The sequence below is a fragment of the Legionella qingyii genome, from assembly GCF_003990155.1.
Classification (GTDB): Bacteria; Pseudomonadota; Gammaproteobacteria; order Legionellales; family Legionellaceae; genus Legionella; species Legionella qingyii.
Window position 1 is genome coordinate 1 of record NZ_RZGX01000013.1, and the last position, 15,297, is coordinate 15,297.

Sequence of the window (15,297 nt, forward strand, 5' to 3'; positions counted from 1 at the left end):
CACCAAATCAATCGGAAAAGCCTCTGATTTCCAAGCCCAGTCTGCTAAACATACCTCTGTTTTATCCATCGTTTTCCTCGGAAGAAGAGCTTTGAAAAAAGCAATTACTATCTCTCAAGAATTTTTTGAGAAACTTTTAAGCATGCTGTATCAGTGTGCTATTCAGAATCAACAAGAGAGTCCTCACTATGGCTAAATTTTGTGAGGATCTCTCAGGCTTTATGCGCGGGCTCTATACCGAGACACACGAAAATGTACCTATTTTTAATGTAGCCTTTACTGGATTCTGCGCATAAAGCGTGGAACATAAGCTAATGAAGCAATTGTCAACAGCCCCTAATATAGGGTCGATAATTAGAAGCCCGAATTATCGCTGCACTAACTTGAGGAACAGACACATGTATCTTGAGCATAGAGAGATTTATCATTGCTCTAACACATTGTTACAAAGAGAGCCCCTCGCTACACTCGTGATGACGAAAAAACCTCTGGATTTCGTTAAACTAATCCAGTCTACTAAACACCATTGTTATTTAGGCAAGGAGGCTAAAAAGTCAGTAACCTCTTTGGGTGTTAATTCATAACATTGTCCACGTGACAAATATCTTGGCATAGTTAATACACCGTAGCGAATTCGTATCAATCGACTTACTTCCACACCTTGTGATTCCCATAATCGTCGCACTTCCCTATTACGTCCTTCATTTAATGTCACATGATACCAGGAGTTTGATCCTTCTCCACCTCGAAATTCCAAGCGAGTAAATTTAGCTATTCCATCTTCTAGTTCAACACCCTTTTGAAGATTATTTAAAGCCTCCGGACTAACCTGGCCATGAACTCTAACTGCATATTCTCTTTCCAGTCCATATTTAGGATGCATTAATTGATTTGCTAAATCACCATTATTTGTAAAGATAAGTAAACCAGAAGTATTTAAATCCAAACGACCTACCTGAACCCAACGTCCCTGTCGCAAATGAGGTAAATGATCAAAAACTGTCTTCTCAAATTTAGGATCATGACGGCTTGATATTTCACCTACGGGTTTATGATAAAGCAGAATGCGTGTGTTTTGTCTTACTTTAAGTGGATTAGGAATTAACTTTCCTTTTACAGTGATCTTATCTTCGGCACTTGCTGAATCGCCTAATTTCACTGGTTTACCATTAACCTGAACCCAGCCATTTTCTATCCAACGCTCCATTTCTCGTCGAGATCCAAGGCCTGCTTGACTTAATATTTTTTGTAACCTTTCGCTGCTCATTCGGTAATATACTCTTCATTAGGATTATGTAAAGTTAAGGATTCCATAACCTCGGGTAAGGTTGGAAGTTCCTTTAAATATTTTAAATTGAAATAATTTAAAAACTCTCTTGTAGTCGTATATACAGCGGGCTTACCCGCAACATTTTTATAACCAGAAACACGAATCCATTCTCTTTCCAATAATGTTTTTATTATTTGACTACTTACTGCAACACCACGTAGCTCCTCAATATCAGCTCGGGTAACTGGTTGCTTATAAGCAATAATGGCTAAAGTTTCAAGCAAAGCACGAGAATATTTACTAGGCTTTTCAATTTGCATGCGAGCAACCCAGCTGCTGTATTCTTTTCTGGTTTGTATGATAAAACCACTAGCAACTTGAACAAGCTCAAAAGATCGTGATGTATAGTCTTCTGTTAAGTCATTAATAACCATACTTAAATGTTCTTTGGTAGGTCTTTGCCATTCATCAAAAACCTCTAACAGTTTATCTATAGAGATTGGTTCATTAGAGCTTAAAATTAATGCTTCAACTATGTTTTTTAATTCCTTTTCATCCATCTTATGCTGCCTGTAAATGTATTGGAGAAAATGCTTCGTTTTGTGTAATCACAATGAGTGATTGCCTCGCTAACTCTAAAATAGCTAACAAAGAAACAACCAATCCAATTCGTCCCTCCTCAATCGAGAATAATTGACTGAATTCTAAAACTTTATGTTCTTGCAGTAGTGACAAAACGTGACTCATTCGCTCACGAACCGATAGCACTTCTCGTGAGATTTGATGATGGCTTGTCTGCTCTTCTCTTTGTAATAGTGATTTCATTGCTTCAATTAAATCTTCCAAATGTACATCAGGATGAACTATTATTCGTTCAAGTTCAGAAGGAGTTACTTGAACTAGAAAATGATCTCGCTCTTGTCTAGGAAGTGTATCAAGCAATTCTGCTGCAATTTTTATTTGTTCATAGGCTTGGAGTTTTCGTACCAGGCTCATACGAGGATCTTCTTCCTCATCATCGTCACTAGCAGGAGGAGCCGGTAGTAACAGTCGTGACTTAATTTCTGCAAGCATCGCAGCCATCAATAAATAATCAGCAGCTAATTCTAAACGTCTACATTCCATCAATTGGATATAATGCAAATATTGCTTTGTGATACTTACAATCGGAATATCCAGTATATCTATATTCTGTTTGCGAATAAGGTATAAAAGCAAATCTAGAGGTCCACTAAATGAATCTAAGAGAACCTCGAGTGCATCAGGAGGAATAAATAAATCATCAGGGAGCTCCGTAAGCTCCTTACCATCAATAATTGCTTTTACTTCTGGTTTGCTTGCTAATTCAATATCCATGCTAATAACTCATTCTTATGAGGCTCTTCACAGATACACTCTCAAAAATCGGCATAAATCTGTGCATGTAAAATGGAGGAAGTAACGTGGAACCTGGACGCTATTATATTCGTCCAGGATTGTTTTTCAAAAGTACCGATATAACGCCCAAGCATCAATAATCAAGCCCCATAACTTCTCGTACAGTACTCAAATTTTTGCAAGCCACTTCTCGTGCAGCTTCACTTCCTTCAGAAACAATTCGTTTTACTGAACTCAAATCAGACTCATATTCCGTAATTGCTTCTTGAATAGGTTGTAACTCTTTATTAACCGCGTCAACAACCGGTCGTTTACATTCAATACAACCAATTCCTGCTGAACGACAGCCCTTTTGCACCCAATCCTTCACTTCATTATTGGAGTAAATTTTATGAAATTGCCAAACAGGACATTTGTCTGGCTCACCAGGATCGGTTCGTTTGACTCTTGCTGGATCAGTTGGCATAGTCAATATCTTTTTCTCAACTTGTTCCGGCGGTTCCCTTAACATAATTGTATTATGATAGGATTTAGACATTTTTTGCCCATCTGTACCAGGCATTTTGGCTGTTTCGGTAAGTAATGGGTGGGGTTCTGGCAGAATAATTTTACCACTACCCTCTATGTAACCTAAGAGACGCTCTTTATCACCAATAGATAAATTAGGTTGATCTTCTAACAAAGCTTGTGCTGTTTTAATTGCCTCATGATTTCCATGTTCCTGAAATTGCCGACGCAACTCACTATAATACTTGCTGTTCTTTTTTCCCATTTTTTTAATAGCTTCAGCCGCTAACTCTTCAAAATTTGGCTCTTTACCATATATATGATTAAAACGACGCGCAATTTCTCTTGTAAGCTCAATATGAGATACTTGATCTTCACCGACAGGGACATAATCAGCATGATAAATAAGAACATCAGCACTTTGTAATAAAGGATAACCTAAAAAACCATAGGTCGATAAGTCTTTTTCCTTTAATTTTTCTTGCTGATCTTTAAAGCTAGGTACTCTTTCCAACCATCCCAAAGGAGTAATCATGGATAAAAGTAAGTGTAACTCAGCATGCTCTGGAACCCATGATTGAATAAATATTCGTGATAATCCAGGATTTACTCCACAAGCCAGCCAATCCACAATCATATCCCACAGATGGTTTTCTATAAAACCTGGTTGATCATATTGTGTGGTTAAGCCATGCCAATCGGCTGCAAAAAAGAAGCAATCATATTGATGTTGTAATTTAATCCAATTTTTTATTACACCATGGTAGTGCCCAAGATGTAATCTTCCACTGACTCGCATTCCAGAAACAACTCGTTTATTGGAACTAAATAATGCTGACATCAATATCCTCTTTATAAATTTAAATTAATTACTTAAAAGGTTCGGGATCACCCTTACCCTCCCTTATTATCACTGGATAATCACCAGTTAAATCAACTACCGTTGTGGGCTCTTGTCCACAGTTACCGCCATCAATAACTAAATCGATTTGATGTCCTAACAGATCATGAATCGCTTCAGGTTCGCTCAATGGGGCCTTAGCGCCAGGTAGAATCAACGTAGTGCTCATTAAAGGCGCTTCAAGACATTCCAATAGTGCAAGTGTAATCATATTATCAGGAACGCGTAATCCCAGAGTTTTTCTTTTGGGATGGAGCATTAAGCGAGGAACCTCTTGTGTTGCATTAAGAATAAAAGTATAGGAACCTGGCGTAAACGCTTTCAATAATCTAAATATTGGATTTGATACACGGGCATAAGTGCCAAGTTGAGATAAGTCACGACAAACAAGAGTCATGTTATGATTTTTATCCAATTGGCGTAATTTTCTAATGCGTTCAAGTGCGGCCTTATTACCTAAGCTACAACCCAATGCGTAACCTGAGTCCGTAGGATAAACAATTAGTCCGCCGTCCTCAATAATATTCACCGCCTTTCTCAATAAACGAGCCTGTGGATTATCAGGATGTAATGCAAAAAACTGACTCATAAAGTCCCCTGTTAAATGTTCCATTCATGCCAAATAGGCGTACAGTTCACTGGTAGCTGCCTCTGGCCTCCAAGCTTAACTCGTGAAGAAATATCACTATGATAATCTGAACCAGAAGAAGCTAATAACTGGAACCTTAGGCATATCGCCGCCATTTCATTAACATCAGTAACAGTCATCTCACCAGAAACTACCTCTATTCCTACGCCACCAGCTTCTTTAAATTCATTAATTAACTCATGCAATTTAGAGCGCGTCAATCCGTATTTAAGAGGATGAGCGATAACTGCCTGGCCACCTGCAGTGATAATGCCATCGACCGCTTCCTGAATGCTAATCCAAGGAGTCGGAACATAGGCTCCTTTACCTCTCCCTAAAAAGCGCTTAAATGCCGTTGCAAGATCTTGAACTTTGCCTTCATTCACAAGAAGCTGTGCAAAATGAGGTCTTCCTACTCGCTCATGTCCTGCTAATTTGCATGCCTTTAAATAAGCATCCGAAATACCAAGCAAATCTAATGCCGCTCCAATTTGTTGCGCACGCTCTACTCTACTCTGATTTTGCCGTTGAATCAGTTCAAGGAAACCCGCAGAATGGTTAATTTGATAACCCAGAATGTGTAATTCATGCTTTTTCCATCGGACACTAAATTCTATTCCATTAATTATTTTAATTGATGTAGTAGAAGCGGCCTGCAATAATTCGGGATAACCTGCGACTGTATCATGATCTGTAAGCGACAAACACTGAATCTGTTTACTTTGCGCTCTTTGTATTAATTCTTTTGGACTTAAAATTCCATCAGAAAAATTGCTATGACAATGAAGATCGATCATGAATTTGTGTTATATCAAAAAGAATGATTGTAGCATAAATCTTGCAGAAGATGAGCGTTCTGCACTATTCTTGTGAACCCATACCAAATACGGCCATAAAGTATAATAAATACTATACTAATAATATATTACTTTATTAAGGAAAACCCTAAGATAATGATTCATAATGTTCATCATGTTAAATTATGTAGAAAGTCAATCGTTGCCCGAAATAACAAACAAGCTGACTTTCTCGATGCAATAGACCGCTTTGATGTAACCTTTGCTGTTGGTCCCGCAGGAACAGGTAAAACTTATTTAGCTGTTTCTAAAGCCATACAATGTTTTGAAAAAGGTGAAATACAAAGATTAATTTTTGTAAGACCGGCAGTTGAAGCAGGTGAAAAATTAGGATTTCTTCCAGGAGATTTAGTAGAAAAAGTACTACCCTATTTAAGACCTATTTATGACGCACTATATGAAATGATAGGTTTTAAAGAAACACAAAAGCTGATTCAATCGGATATTATCGAGGTTTTACCCTTAGCATTTATGCGTGGCCGAACTTTAAACGAATCATTTATCATTCTTGATGAAGCACAAAACACAACCATTATGCAGATGAAAATGTTCTTAACACGTATTGGTTTTGGTTCAAAAGCTGTAGTAACTGGAGATATGACACAAGTTGATTTGCCAAAAGGTATTGATTCAGGGCTTGCGCATGCAGTAGGATTATTCAAAAAATTACCGGAAATTAGTATTCATACATTTACAAGTCATGAAGTAGTAAGGCATCCGCTAGTATCTAAAATTGTTGACTGCTATGATAATGCATCAACCGGAAAAAAATAAATGAGTTATTATATCGACATTCAAAACGCAACTGATGAATCACTACCTATCAGCGAAGACGAAATAATCCGCTTGGCATCTCTGGCTTTAAGAGATTGTAAAAAAGAAGCGGAGCTCACTGTTCGGCTGGTTACTGAAGAAGAAATGATTCATTTAAATCATACATACAGAAAGCAAAATAAAACCACAAATGTATTGGCATTTCCTAGTGCGTTACCACCTGAAATACAGTTAGAATGCCCATTATTAGGTGATGTTGTCATTTGCCCACAGGTTTTGTTAGAAGAAAGCAAGCAGCTTAAAAAAACTTTAGAATCACATTGGGCATTGATTTTGATTCATGGAGTATTGCATTTATTAGGCTATGATCATATTAAGGATGATGAGGCAGCCATAATGCAATCTATTGAAATTAAATTATTAGCTGAGCTTGGATTTCCTAATCCTTACGACGTAGAGGGTAATGAACTTGAATAGAGAGGAAGATAGCACTACGTGGTTTGCTCGTTTTAAGCAGTTTTTACAAGGAGAACCACAAAATCAAGAGGAACTTGTTAGTTTATTAAGGGACGCACAGATTCGCTCTCTTATTAGCGCTGAAACTTTGACAATGATAGAAGGAGCTATTTCATTCTCCAAAATGCGTGTACGAGATATCATGTTGCCCAAAAACCAAATGATTTGCATTAAGCAAGATGATCAATTCTGCGACATCATCAAAACAATTACTCAAACCGGCCACTCAAGATTTCCTGTAATTGCCGCAGATTCAGACGAAATCATTGGGGTATTACATGCAAAGGATTTATTACGCTATCAATCTGCAAATCTCGACTCCTTCGATTTACTAGATATTTGTCGTCAGGCAACGTTTGTTCCTGAAAGCAGGCGTTTGGATAGCTTACTCCGTGAATTTCGCAGCAACAAAAATCACATGGCTATTGTTGTGGATGAATATGGCGAAGTTTCAGGCTTTGTAACCATTGAAGACATTATCGAACAAATTATTGGCGATATTGAAGATGAGTTCGATATTGATGAAGATGCGTACCTTAAGGCACATGAAGATGGACACTATATTGTTAAAGCCCATATGCCTATTGATGAATTTAATGAACAACTTAAAGCAGATTTTAGTGATGAAACTTATGATACAATAGGTGGTATTGTAATGAATAGTTTTGGTCATTTACCTTCACGAGGGGAAACGATTACGATCGATTCTTTTGAGTTTAAAATTATTAATGCAGATGCTAGAAGAATCAAGTTGATGGAATGTATTGATAAACGCAAGGCATAATGAAGAATGAATGGTAATATTCTCATAATCGATGACGATATAGAGCTGACAGATTTATTAGCCCAATATTTGGAACCCGAGGGATTCCATGCTGTTTGTATTCATGACGGTGAAAACGGAGTAAAAAAAGCCTTAAATCAGACTTTTGATGCAATTATCCTTGATGTCATGTTACCGAAACTGAATGGTTTTGAAGTATTAAAAGCGATTCGTGAACATTTGGAAACACCTGTTCTCATGCTTACGGCTCGAGGTGATGATATAGACCGTATTGTAGGCCTTGAAATTGGTGCCGATGATTATCTGCCTAAACCATGCAATCCTCGCGAATTAGTAGCTCGCTTACGTGCTATTCTAAGACGTACCCAAAAAATTCCCACATCAAGACCGGTCATCGAACAACATAACATAGTGGTTGACTGTTCCAAACGTCATGTAACCATGGGTGGAAATTATCTCGAACTGACTAATGCTGAATTCAATATTTTAGAAATGCTTATAAAATCACCAGGGCAAGCATTTTCAAAGGAAGAACTTACTGAATATGCTTTAGGCAGAAAATATACTGCCTATGATCGAAGTATCGATGTTCATATCAGTAACCTAAGAAATAAATTAGGAGACAATCCTCAAGGCGAACCCATAGTTAAAACTGTTCGAGGATTTGGATATATGTTTAATGCGTAGTTTGTATTGGAAAATTTTTATTTCATTTTGGCTCGCCACAATACTTATTATTTTCACTACAGCTTGGGTAATTAGTCATATTGTACAAAAATCATCATTGCCTGCCCAAGAACAGCTATTTATGGATAGTTATGCAAATGCGGCCGTTGCAACGTACGAATCAGGTCGACAAACTGCTTTATTAAAATGGCTTAATAAAATTGGTATTTCACGCCATATGTCCATTTATTTATTATCAAGCACTGGTGAAATTATTGGAACACAAGCCGTACCAGAAAATGTAAAAAAAGTTGCAGAAAACTTACTTCAAGATCAGCTAAGCGAAGGTATATTAAAATCAGGCAAACTCATCGTGAGTCATGAAATCTTATCCACTTCAGGAAAGTTTTATCGACTTGCTGCTGTAAGTGAAAAACCAATCTATCATTTTGTTGGCGTTCCTTGGGCTGGTCTTGCGATTCGCCTCATTTTAGCCACATTTATTAGTGGTCTTATTTGTTATTTATTATCACGGTATTTAACTCAACCATTACGATCTTTGGGATTGGCGGCTAAATCAATTGCTACTGGAAAGTTAAATACAAGAGTTGGGCATTTAAGAGGTCATTATAATGATGAGATAGCCCAATTGAGCAATGAGTTTGATCGTATGGCAGAACAATTGGAGACAATAGTCAACTCCAAAGAACGATTGTTACAAGATATTTCACATGAATTACGCTCCCCTCTTGCTCGATTGCAAATTGCTATTGAATTAGGACGCAATAAAACGCAACATTTAGCAGACACAGAATTTAATCGTATGGAACTTGAGTGTTCCAGGTTAAATGCTTTAATTACTGAGGTACTTGATTTTGCTCGTTTGGAAAAATCAACAACTGATCTCAATTTAAATAAAATTGATCTTTCAGCTCTTTTGCTCAATATCATTAGAGATGCCAATTATGAAGCTGGAGAGGAAACACCGCGAGTCAAGGCAGGCGTGATTGAACCGTGTTGCTTGTTCATTGATGAGCGATTAATTCATAGAGCAATAGAAAATGTGGTTCGCAATGCACTACATTACTCGCCTGCCACAGAACAAGTGGTTGTTTCATTAAAACATGATGAAACTAAAGAACATGTGTACATCGATATTAGTGATAAAGGACCAGGCGTGCCTGAAGCTCAATTAAACAGAATATTTAGCCCATTTTATCGTGTTGATACGTCAAGAACAAAAAAAACAGGCGGATACGGTTTAGGGTTAGCCATAGCCTCTCGCGCAATTCAATTACATCAGGGTGAAATCATGGCTCTAAATAATCCTGGTGGAGGATTGCTTATACGCATTATTCTTCATTCAATACCAGATATAAAAACGGAACCACCTGTATTAAATCCAGTTATAAATTCGTAAAACTTTAATCATAAAATTAAATATATGATTGATACTTTTTTTATTCACTCTTATGCTCTTAAATATATGAAATAAACTATTTTTTTCTGTTTAATTAAGGTACAATTTGCAGGGTTACAAAATCTCCAGGATTACTTTTATATGACCGTAGCCCAGAAATTAGATAAAGCAAGTGGCATTTTTTTCTTTGCTGGCTTTTTGCTTTCAAAGCTTCAGTATATTCCTTTTCCACTGGCGTCAGCTATTTTCCGATTCATTTCATTGGGCGTTTATTCATTAGCTTATCTGTCTTGGTTTATAGCATGCCATCTTCATCCTGATCATCCAGAACACTATCGCAAATGGTATGGTTTTGCACAAATTAAAGAGCAATTTCTTTTTTCCTCAATTGTAGGGTTTACAGCAACAATAATCAGTGTCGCTGCCATTTTTGTACCGGCTTTATTTCCTCCTGCAGCATGGTTGTTTCTTCTTGGTAATATAATATGGTCAATTGGAGAGTATCATAAATTGAAAAATCCCCCTCCGGGTGATGAAAATTTTTCCTCGACACGACAAAAAGCTTATGTATCTTACGCTATAACATCTACTGCCATAAGCCTTGTTGCTGCAACTGCAGCAACTTTTATCTTTTTCTTTCCGCCGATGGCGATACCAATTACTATTTTTTCACTGCTCATTTGTGTGGGACTTGGGGCATTCGCATTTGAATTCTGGTTAAATTGCAATTTCGGACAACATAAACCCGACCAAACTCCTGAAAGTTATTATGAAATGAGTGAAATATTAAAGCCTTCAGTTTCCGTACAATACTCTAAGTCACCCGAACAAGAACCCAGTTGCTTCAACAGTGTATTTTCAAATCCGAGCCAACAATCTTCTGAACCAACTAAATCAAATGTTATTAATGGCGAAGAACATAAAGAAGAAGATAGTCTTAAAGACAATACTCTTTTATACTTACAAACTTCCAGTTTTAATTGAGATTTGTTATGGATCAAACGATTGCGAAAATGATTTCAAACGCACATGAGGCGCTCATTCATTCTTACTCGCCTTATTCCAAATTTTGCGTGGCTTGTTGTATATGCACCGATAAAGACAATTTATATACAGGAGTGAATGTAGAGAACGGCTCTTATGGTTTATCTGTATGTGCTGAAACTTCAGCAATTTCTGCAATGGTTTCTGCAGGCGAACAACATATTAAAAGTATGGTTATCCTTGCGGGAACAGATTTATTGTGTCCACCTTGTGGTGCATGTAGACAAAGGATTTATGAATTCTCAACAACTGATACTCTAATCCATCTATGTAATAAAGATTCAATATTACGTAGCTTAAAGATTAATGAACTCCTACCATTGGCATTTAATTTTGATGTTAACCCTTAATTAATAGGAAAATTTGTATGACAGATACTGCACCAAAGCAGAGCTATGCCCATTTAGCAGCAAACTATATCAAAAAATTATACCCTTCATTTAAACCAACCATTGGGGTGGTTTTGGGATCAGGATTAGGGAAATTTGCTGATGAGTTACAAGATTCAATACGAATCAGTTATGAAGAGTTACCAGGATTCCCTAAAATTACCGTGCAAGGACATGGTGGTAATTTGATTTTTGGCTATTGGAATAATGTGGGTGTTGTATGTTTACAAGGTCGAGCTCATACTTACGAAGGTATAGAGAACTATGAAACAGTTAAAACCTATATTCGTACTTTAAAACTGTTAGGATGCGATTATTTTATTGCCACTAATGCCTCAGGCTCATTAAGAGAAGATGTTGGGCCCGGAGAATTAATGCTAATCTCGGATCATATAAATTTACAGCCTAGCAACCCATTGATTGGGGCCAACGATGATGAGTTTGGCCCAAGATTTTATCCTTTGGATAACGCTTATGACAAACAAATGCGTTTTGACTTATTATCTATTGCTGCACAAAATTCAATTAAGCTTACTGAAGGAGTTTACATTTCGGTGTTAGGCCCACATTACGAAACAGCTGCCGAAATCAGAGCATTTAAAGTTTGGGGGGCTGATGCTGTAGGCATGTCTACTGTACCAGAAGTATTAGTTGCGAATCATTGTGGGATGCACGTAGCAGTTATTGCTATGATTACTAACTATGCAACAGGTCTCTCAAAAACTGCACACAGCCACGAGTCTGTAGTCGCGATGGCAGAAAGTGCTGCGGAAAAACTTAATTTAATTCTAAAACAATACATTGCGAGTATAAAGTGACTTTAGAGACCCATTTGAATGAGGTCATGGAAACGTTGCTTGGTAGCTATTCCAAAAGAATCATCCCCGCCAAGCAACTTATTCAAACCATTGATCTTACATTATTGGATGAACATGCAACTCCTGAAGCATTATTGCAATTAAAACACAATGCGAATCAAAATAAAGTTGCTGCGCTCTGCATTCATATACAGCATCTGGATCAATTTTTTTCACAAAATAATATTGATTTGGCTACGGTTATTAACTTTCCCCATGGAAGCGAAGAACTCTCTATTTCACTTGAAGCTATAGAAAAGGCAATTGAGCTGGGGGCTCGAGAAATTGATTATGTTTTTCCTTACCATATATATCTTCAGGGACAAATGCAAAAAGCGTTAAATCAATGCCATACTATTGCACAATTATGTAAGAGGCATAAGCTTACTTTAAAAATTATTTTAGAAACAGGCTCTTTTCCTGATATCAAAGCTATTTACAATGCAAGCAATGAGTTAATTGAATCAGGCTGCGATTTTATTAAAACATCAACAGGAAAAATATCTACAGGAGCATCATTATCCGCAGCATTTGCTATTTTAAGTGCTATTCGAGATGCAGGTAGAGTCTGTGGGATTAAGATTTCAGGAGGCATTAGAAAGCCACAGCAAGCATATAATTATGCCATACTCGCAGAGTTGATAATTGGCAAACAAATTAATAAAAGCTGGTTTCGCATTGGGGCCAGCAGTTTATTAGAAGAACTGTTAAAAATAAATTAATTCTCGGTTATACTTCATTCGATCGTAAAATTAATTAGTACGTGACATAGATAATTCCCTATTTGCTTCAAGATAAGCTCACAGTTAAATTTGATATGGGGCTATTATCTTAATCATGTTCCTTACTGGAGTTTGAGTATCTATGAATCGAAAAAACATATTTAAACCAATTTTAGTATTATTCTTTGGTCTTATTTTATCAAGCTGTAATAAAGCATTGCCTCCTGGTGAATATGATTCAAATGAGGTAGGTAAGATTAAAAAAGTAATTCCAGGAACAATTATTTCCAAACGCCCTGTGAATTTGCATCGAACAATGAGCAATGTAACTAATAACACAAACAATAGTTTTGAGGACAATGGCTATAACCAATCACGTGGTGTTGAATATGTCATTAAATTAAATTCAGGAGGAATTATTTCTGTAGTACAAGCAGAAGATCTCAAGCTGAAAACAAAGCAAAAAATACTTGTAATTTATGGAAAACATACTCGAGTTGTTGCAGATAATGGTAGTGAGGCCTTTTAAATCTAAACTATAGGTGTAGCCTGGGTGAAGCGTAGTGGAATCCGGGCTACTATAACTATAATACTACTGTGAGAACATGGTCTTATATGTTCAGGAAGATCATCACAGACCAATACCAACAACAGCCAACCACATTAATGCGCCATAATACGCACTCACAATAAAGGCTTTAAAGCAATCTTGAGGTATTCTTTTATTAATCAGCTTTTGTTGGTAAATCAAGACAATACCCGCTATAAACCAAAAAATATAAAACGATAAATTTATTTGATTTATGAATGCCCAATATAACCACAAACTATGAAATAAACCTTGTAACAAACCAATAATCACCCGATCATAACTAGCAAAATAAATTGCAGTCGATTTCACCCCAATTCGTAAATCATCCGCTTTATCAGCCATGGCATACATGGTGTCATAAGTAATAATCCAGGAAAAATTTATTAAAAACAACAAGAAACATTCACTATTTAAAAATCGATCTGAGGCAACATAAGCCATAGGTATTCCCATAGAAAATGCTAAACCAAGAACAAATTGGGGTGCATTGAGAAAGCGTTTACAAAAGGGATATAACAGAGAAATAAATAGTGCGATTAATCCAAGAAAAAAACAATTTCTAGGAAGCTGAATTAATATAAATAATGCAGCTAAAAGTAATGTTATTAATACAAGAAAACTCTCTGGCAAGCTCACTTCACCAGCAGTTAGCGGTCTTAGTTTAGTGCGTGCAACATGTTTATCAATATTTCGATCAGCAATATCATTGATCACACAGCCCGCAGCACGCATCAGTGCAGTACCGCATAAAAAAAAGATTAACAGTCTGAGCGATGGTAGTCCTTTATTTGCCAACCATAAAGCCCATGCCGTTGGGTACCAGAGCAATAGAATTCCCACGGGCTTATCAAAACGCATTAATCGCCAGTATGCATTCCACTTCATGAGTTAATATTCTCAAGTTCAGGTAACATAATTTCAGCCAAAAAAAATGATTCTTTTTGTTGAAATGAAAACTCAGCGAGTCGCACCCAAAGCACACCATTAATTGAGTCCAGATTTTGTTTAACCCAATAATACTCCAAGCATTGTTGATCCACAGGATAGCTTGTCCATCGAACGCGATGCACTCGATCTTCATTAAAAATTAAGTTTTTTATTGATTCGTTTTCTAAGCGTCCAAAAAAAGCAGGATCAAGCTCATAACATCTCTTAGGAATAATACTTCGTGCATACCAATAAACAACATCATGACTTTTCATCATGATTTCACGTTGAAAGACGAGGTTATCTTGGATTTGTAGAAGGTTTCTACCCCACCAGTCTGTATCTCTCCAACATTGGGAAATAAGCTGAATGCGTGATTCCCCTTTAATTTGCAGCAGTTTATCAGTTAATGAAGCGTTATAATTAAGCCATTGTGAAAGTTGTTCCGAACTTTGTGCATTTATTGTGTAAATGGAATGGGTATTAATAGACATGTATGTTAGCTACTTATTACAAAATATATTTCAGGATGATCTTACAAAATTAACGCATCAGCGACAAGTTATTGCTAACTCTTATTCTTCCTAGTCGATTCAAAATAACAACAGTCTGTTCATGGGTATCTAAATTCATTAAAATGAAACGTCCGTTGCTAATCGCTTGTCCAGGATAAGTTGAAAAAGTGATCTTCTTTGATGAACTTACTCCATCCCAATGCAAGTCCCAACGAGGATGACTCCATTGCCATTGATAAATCAATTCCATTTGATTCGTTTTTTTATTTAAAAAATTTAAAACAATACCCTTTGACCAATTCGATGACGCATCTTGAGGAGAAAGATATACAGGATTGCCAAGAATAATAGCCTGCATCTTGGCATATTGTATTGCCGTACGAAGTTCATCAATTATCGTCTTCTGCTCATTTTTTTTCACAAAATAAGTATATGAGCCAATCCCTATTATTGATAAGCCTATAAACACAGACATAGTTATAAGTAACTCAAGTAACGTAAAACCGTTTATTTTCATCAATTAAAATTTATTCCGTTTCTATTTCCTGATT

The 15,297-nt window shown here is 36.7% G+C and carries 20 protein-coding genes; 11 read left to right on the plus strand and 9 right to left on the minus strand.

What is annotated here, in order from left to right; all coding sequences use genetic code 11:
• Positions 1 to 196, plus strand: a 196-nt coding sequence (locus ELY20_RS17000; protein WP_126955512.1) for a hypothetical protein, incomplete at its 5' end; no start/stop codon positions are given.
• A 333-nt stretch (positions 197 to 529) separates the two neighbouring features.
• On the opposite strand, the gene rluB is transcribed toward ELY20_RS17000, so the two are convergent.
• The 6 genes from rluB to ELY20_RS10410 form a co-directional block, all read right to left on the minus strand.
• Complete coding sequence (gene rluB / locus ELY20_RS10385; protein ID WP_110142297.1) at positions 530 to 1,267, minus strand: 23S rRNA pseudouridine(2605) synthase RluB; 738 nt, start codon at positions 1,265 to 1,267, stop codon at positions 530 to 532.
• Positions 1,264 to 1,830, minus strand: coding sequence for an SMC-Scp complex subunit ScpB (gene scpB / locus ELY20_RS10390; protein WP_110142298.1), 567 nt, complete (start codon positions 1,828 to 1,830; stop codon positions 1,264 to 1,266). Before scpB ends, rluB begins: the two co-directional genes overlap by 4 nt.
• Position 1,831: 1 nt before the next feature.
• Positions 1,832 to 2,626, minus strand: a complete 795-nt coding sequence (locus ELY20_RS10395) for a segregation and condensation protein A (protein WP_110142299.1) — start codon at positions 2,624 to 2,626, stop codon at positions 1,832 to 1,834.
• 154 nt (positions 2,627 to 2,780) lie between these two features.
• Positions 2,781 to 3,995 carry a tryptophan--tRNA ligase gene (locus ELY20_RS10400; protein WP_110142300.1) on the minus strand — a complete coding sequence of 405 codons (1,215 nt, stop codon included), beginning with the start codon at positions 3,993 to 3,995 and terminating at the stop codon, positions 2,781 to 2,783.
• 28 nt (positions 3,996 to 4,023) lie between these two features.
• Complete coding sequence (locus ELY20_RS10405) at positions 4,024 to 4,644, minus strand: L-threonylcarbamoyladenylate synthase (RefSeq protein WP_110142396.1); 621 nt, start codon at positions 4,642 to 4,644, stop codon at positions 4,024 to 4,026.
• An 11-nt stretch (positions 4,645 to 4,655) separates the two neighbouring features.
• Positions 4,656 to 5,480, minus strand: a complete 825-nt coding sequence (locus tag ELY20_RS10410; protein ID WP_110142301.1) for a PHP domain-containing protein — start codon at positions 5,478 to 5,480, stop codon at positions 4,656 to 4,658.
• Positions 5,481 to 5,636: 156 nt separating this feature from the next.
• Between ELY20_RS10410 and ELY20_RS10415 the strand changes: the two genes are divergently transcribed.
• The 10 genes from ELY20_RS10415 to ELY20_RS10460 all read left to right on the plus strand — a co-directional run bounded on the left by ELY20_RS10415 (position 5,637) and on the right by ELY20_RS10460 (position 13,241).
• Complete coding sequence (locus tag ELY20_RS10415; protein WP_110142302.1) at positions 5,637 to 6,314, plus strand: PhoH family protein; 678 nt, start codon at positions 5,637 to 5,639, stop codon at positions 6,312 to 6,314.
• Complete coding sequence (gene ybeY, locus ELY20_RS10420; protein WP_110142303.1) at positions 6,315 to 6,791, plus strand: rRNA maturation RNase YbeY; 477 nt, start codon at positions 6,315 to 6,317, stop codon at positions 6,789 to 6,791.
• The gene (locus tag ELY20_RS10425; RefSeq protein WP_110142304.1) at positions 6,778 to 7,614 is read left to right on the plus strand and encodes an HlyC/CorC family transporter; all 837 of its coding nucleotides are present in this window, start codon (positions 6,778 to 6,780) and stop codon (positions 7,612 to 7,614) included. Before ybeY ends, ELY20_RS10425 begins: the two co-directional genes overlap by 14 nt.
• A gap of 6 nt (positions 7,615 to 7,620) precedes the next feature.
• Positions 7,621 to 8,301, plus strand: coding sequence for a two-component system response regulator CpxR (cpxR, locus tag ELY20_RS10430; RefSeq protein WP_110142305.1), 681 nt, complete (start codon positions 7,621 to 7,623; stop codon positions 8,299 to 8,301).
• On the plus strand, positions 8,294 to 9,700 hold the full coding sequence (cpxA, locus tag ELY20_RS10435) for a two-component system sensor histidine kinase CpxA (protein ID WP_110142306.1): 1,407 nt from the start codon (positions 8,294 to 8,296) through the stop codon (positions 9,698 to 9,700). Before cpxR ends, cpxA begins: the two co-directional genes overlap by 8 nt.
• A gap of 141 nt (positions 9,701 to 9,841) precedes the next feature.
• Entirely contained in the window at positions 9,842 to 10,684 is an 843-nt protein-coding gene (locus ELY20_RS10440; RefSeq protein WP_110142307.1) for a hypothetical protein, read from the plus strand.
• Positions 10,685 to 10,692: 8 nt separating this feature from the next.
• Complete coding sequence (cdd, locus tag ELY20_RS10445; protein ID WP_110142308.1) at positions 10,693 to 11,094, plus strand: cytidine deaminase; 402 nt, start codon at positions 10,693 to 10,695, stop codon at positions 11,092 to 11,094.
• A 17-nt stretch (positions 11,095 to 11,111) separates the two neighbouring features.
• Entirely contained in the window at positions 11,112 to 11,951 is an 840-nt protein-coding gene (locus ELY20_RS10450) for a purine-nucleoside phosphorylase (protein WP_110142309.1), read from the plus strand.
• Positions 11,948 to 12,712: a deoxyribose-phosphate aldolase gene (deoC, locus tag ELY20_RS10455; RefSeq protein ID WP_110142310.1), complete on the plus strand. Its 765-nt coding sequence runs from the start codon at positions 11,948 to 11,950 to the stop codon at positions 12,710 to 12,712. Before ELY20_RS10450 ends, deoC begins: the two co-directional genes overlap by 4 nt.
• Before the next feature lie 142 nt (positions 12,713 to 12,854).
• A complete protein-coding gene (locus ELY20_RS10460) occupies positions 12,855 to 13,241 on the plus strand; it encodes a hypothetical protein (RefSeq protein ID WP_110142311.1) in 387 nt (128 codons plus the stop codon).
• Positions 13,242 to 13,343: 102 nt separating this feature from the next.
• Here ELY20_RS10460 and ubiA read toward each other — a convergent pair whose 3' ends face one another.
• Genes ubiA through ELY20_RS10475 form a run of 3 tightly spaced genes read right to left on the minus strand, consistent with a single transcriptional unit; the run spans position 13,344 to position 15,263 of the window.
• Positions 13,344 to 14,189, minus strand: a complete 846-nt coding sequence (ubiA, locus tag ELY20_RS10465; RefSeq protein WP_110142312.1) for a 4-hydroxybenzoate octaprenyltransferase — start codon at positions 14,187 to 14,189, stop codon at positions 13,344 to 13,346.
• The gene (locus tag ELY20_RS10470; protein ID WP_110142313.1) at positions 14,186 to 14,725 is read right to left on the minus strand and encodes a chorismate--pyruvate lyase family protein; all 540 of its coding nucleotides are present in this window, start codon (positions 14,723 to 14,725) and stop codon (positions 14,186 to 14,188) included. Before ELY20_RS10470 ends, ubiA begins: the two co-directional genes overlap by 4 nt.
• A gap of 49 nt (positions 14,726 to 14,774) precedes the next feature.
• The gene (locus ELY20_RS10475; RefSeq protein ID WP_110142314.1) at positions 14,775 to 15,263 is read right to left on the minus strand and encodes a GspH/FimT family pseudopilin; all 489 of its coding nucleotides are present in this window, start codon (positions 15,261 to 15,263) and stop codon (positions 14,775 to 14,777) included.
• Between the last annotated feature and the right edge of the window lie 34 nt (positions 15,264 to 15,297).

Coding starts and splice junctions, on each gene's coding strand:
- rluB (WP_110142297.1), bottom strand. CDS start 1,267: ATGAGCAGCGAAAGGTTACAAAAAATATTAAGTCAAGCAGGCCTTGGA.
- scpB (WP_110142298.1), bottom strand. CDS start 1,830: ATGGATGAAAAGGAATTAAAAAACATAGTTGAAGCATTAATTTTAAGC.
- ELY20_RS10395 (WP_110142299.1), bottom strand. CDS start 2,626: ATGGATATTGAATTAGCAAGCAAACCAGAAGTAAAAGCAATTATTGAT.
- ELY20_RS10400 (WP_110142300.1), bottom strand. CDS start 3,995: ATGTCAGCATTATTTAGTTCCAATAAACGAGTTGTTTCTGGAATGCGA.
- ELY20_RS10405 (WP_110142396.1), bottom strand. CDS start 4,644: ATGAGTCAGTTTTTTGCATTACATCCTGATAATCCACAGGCTCGTTTA.
- ELY20_RS10410 (WP_110142301.1), bottom strand. CDS start 5,480: ATGATCGATCTTCATTGTCATAGCAATTTTTCTGATGGAATTTTAAGT.
- ELY20_RS10415 (WP_110142302.1), top strand. CDS start 5,637: ATGATTCATAATGTTCATCATGTTAAATTATGTAGAAAGTCAATCGTT.
- ybeY (WP_110142303.1), top strand. CDS start 6,315: ATGAGTTATTATATCGACATTCAAAACGCAACTGATGAATCACTACCT.
- ELY20_RS10425 (WP_110142304.1), top strand. CDS start 6,778: ATGAACTTGAATAGAGAGGAAGATAGCACTACGTGGTTTGCTCGTTTT.
- cpxR (WP_110142305.1), top strand. CDS start 7,621: ATGAATGGTAATATTCTCATAATCGATGACGATATAGAGCTGACAGAT.
- cpxA (WP_110142306.1), top strand. CDS start 8,294: ATGCGTAGTTTGTATTGGAAAATTTTTATTTCATTTTGGCTCGCCACA.
- ELY20_RS10440 (WP_110142307.1), top strand. CDS start 9,842: ATGACCGTAGCCCAGAAATTAGATAAAGCAAGTGGCATTTTTTTCTTT.
- cdd (WP_110142308.1), top strand. CDS start 10,693: ATGGATCAAACGATTGCGAAAATGATTTCAAACGCACATGAGGCGCTC.
- ELY20_RS10450 (WP_110142309.1), top strand. CDS start 11,112: ATGACAGATACTGCACCAAAGCAGAGCTATGCCCATTTAGCAGCAAAC.
- ELY20_RS10460 (WP_110142311.1), top strand. CDS start 12,855: ATGAATCGAAAAAACATATTTAAACCAATTTTAGTATTATTCTTTGGT.
- ubiA (WP_110142312.1), bottom strand. CDS start 14,189: ATGAAGTGGAATGCATACTGGCGATTAATGCGTTTTGATAAGCCCGTG.
- ELY20_RS10470 (WP_110142313.1), bottom strand. CDS start 14,725: ATGTCTATTAATACCCATTCCATTTACACAATAAATGCACAAAGTTCG.
- ELY20_RS10475 (WP_110142314.1), bottom strand. CDS start 15,263: ATGAAAATAAACGGTTTTACGTTACTTGAGTTACTTATAACTATGTCT.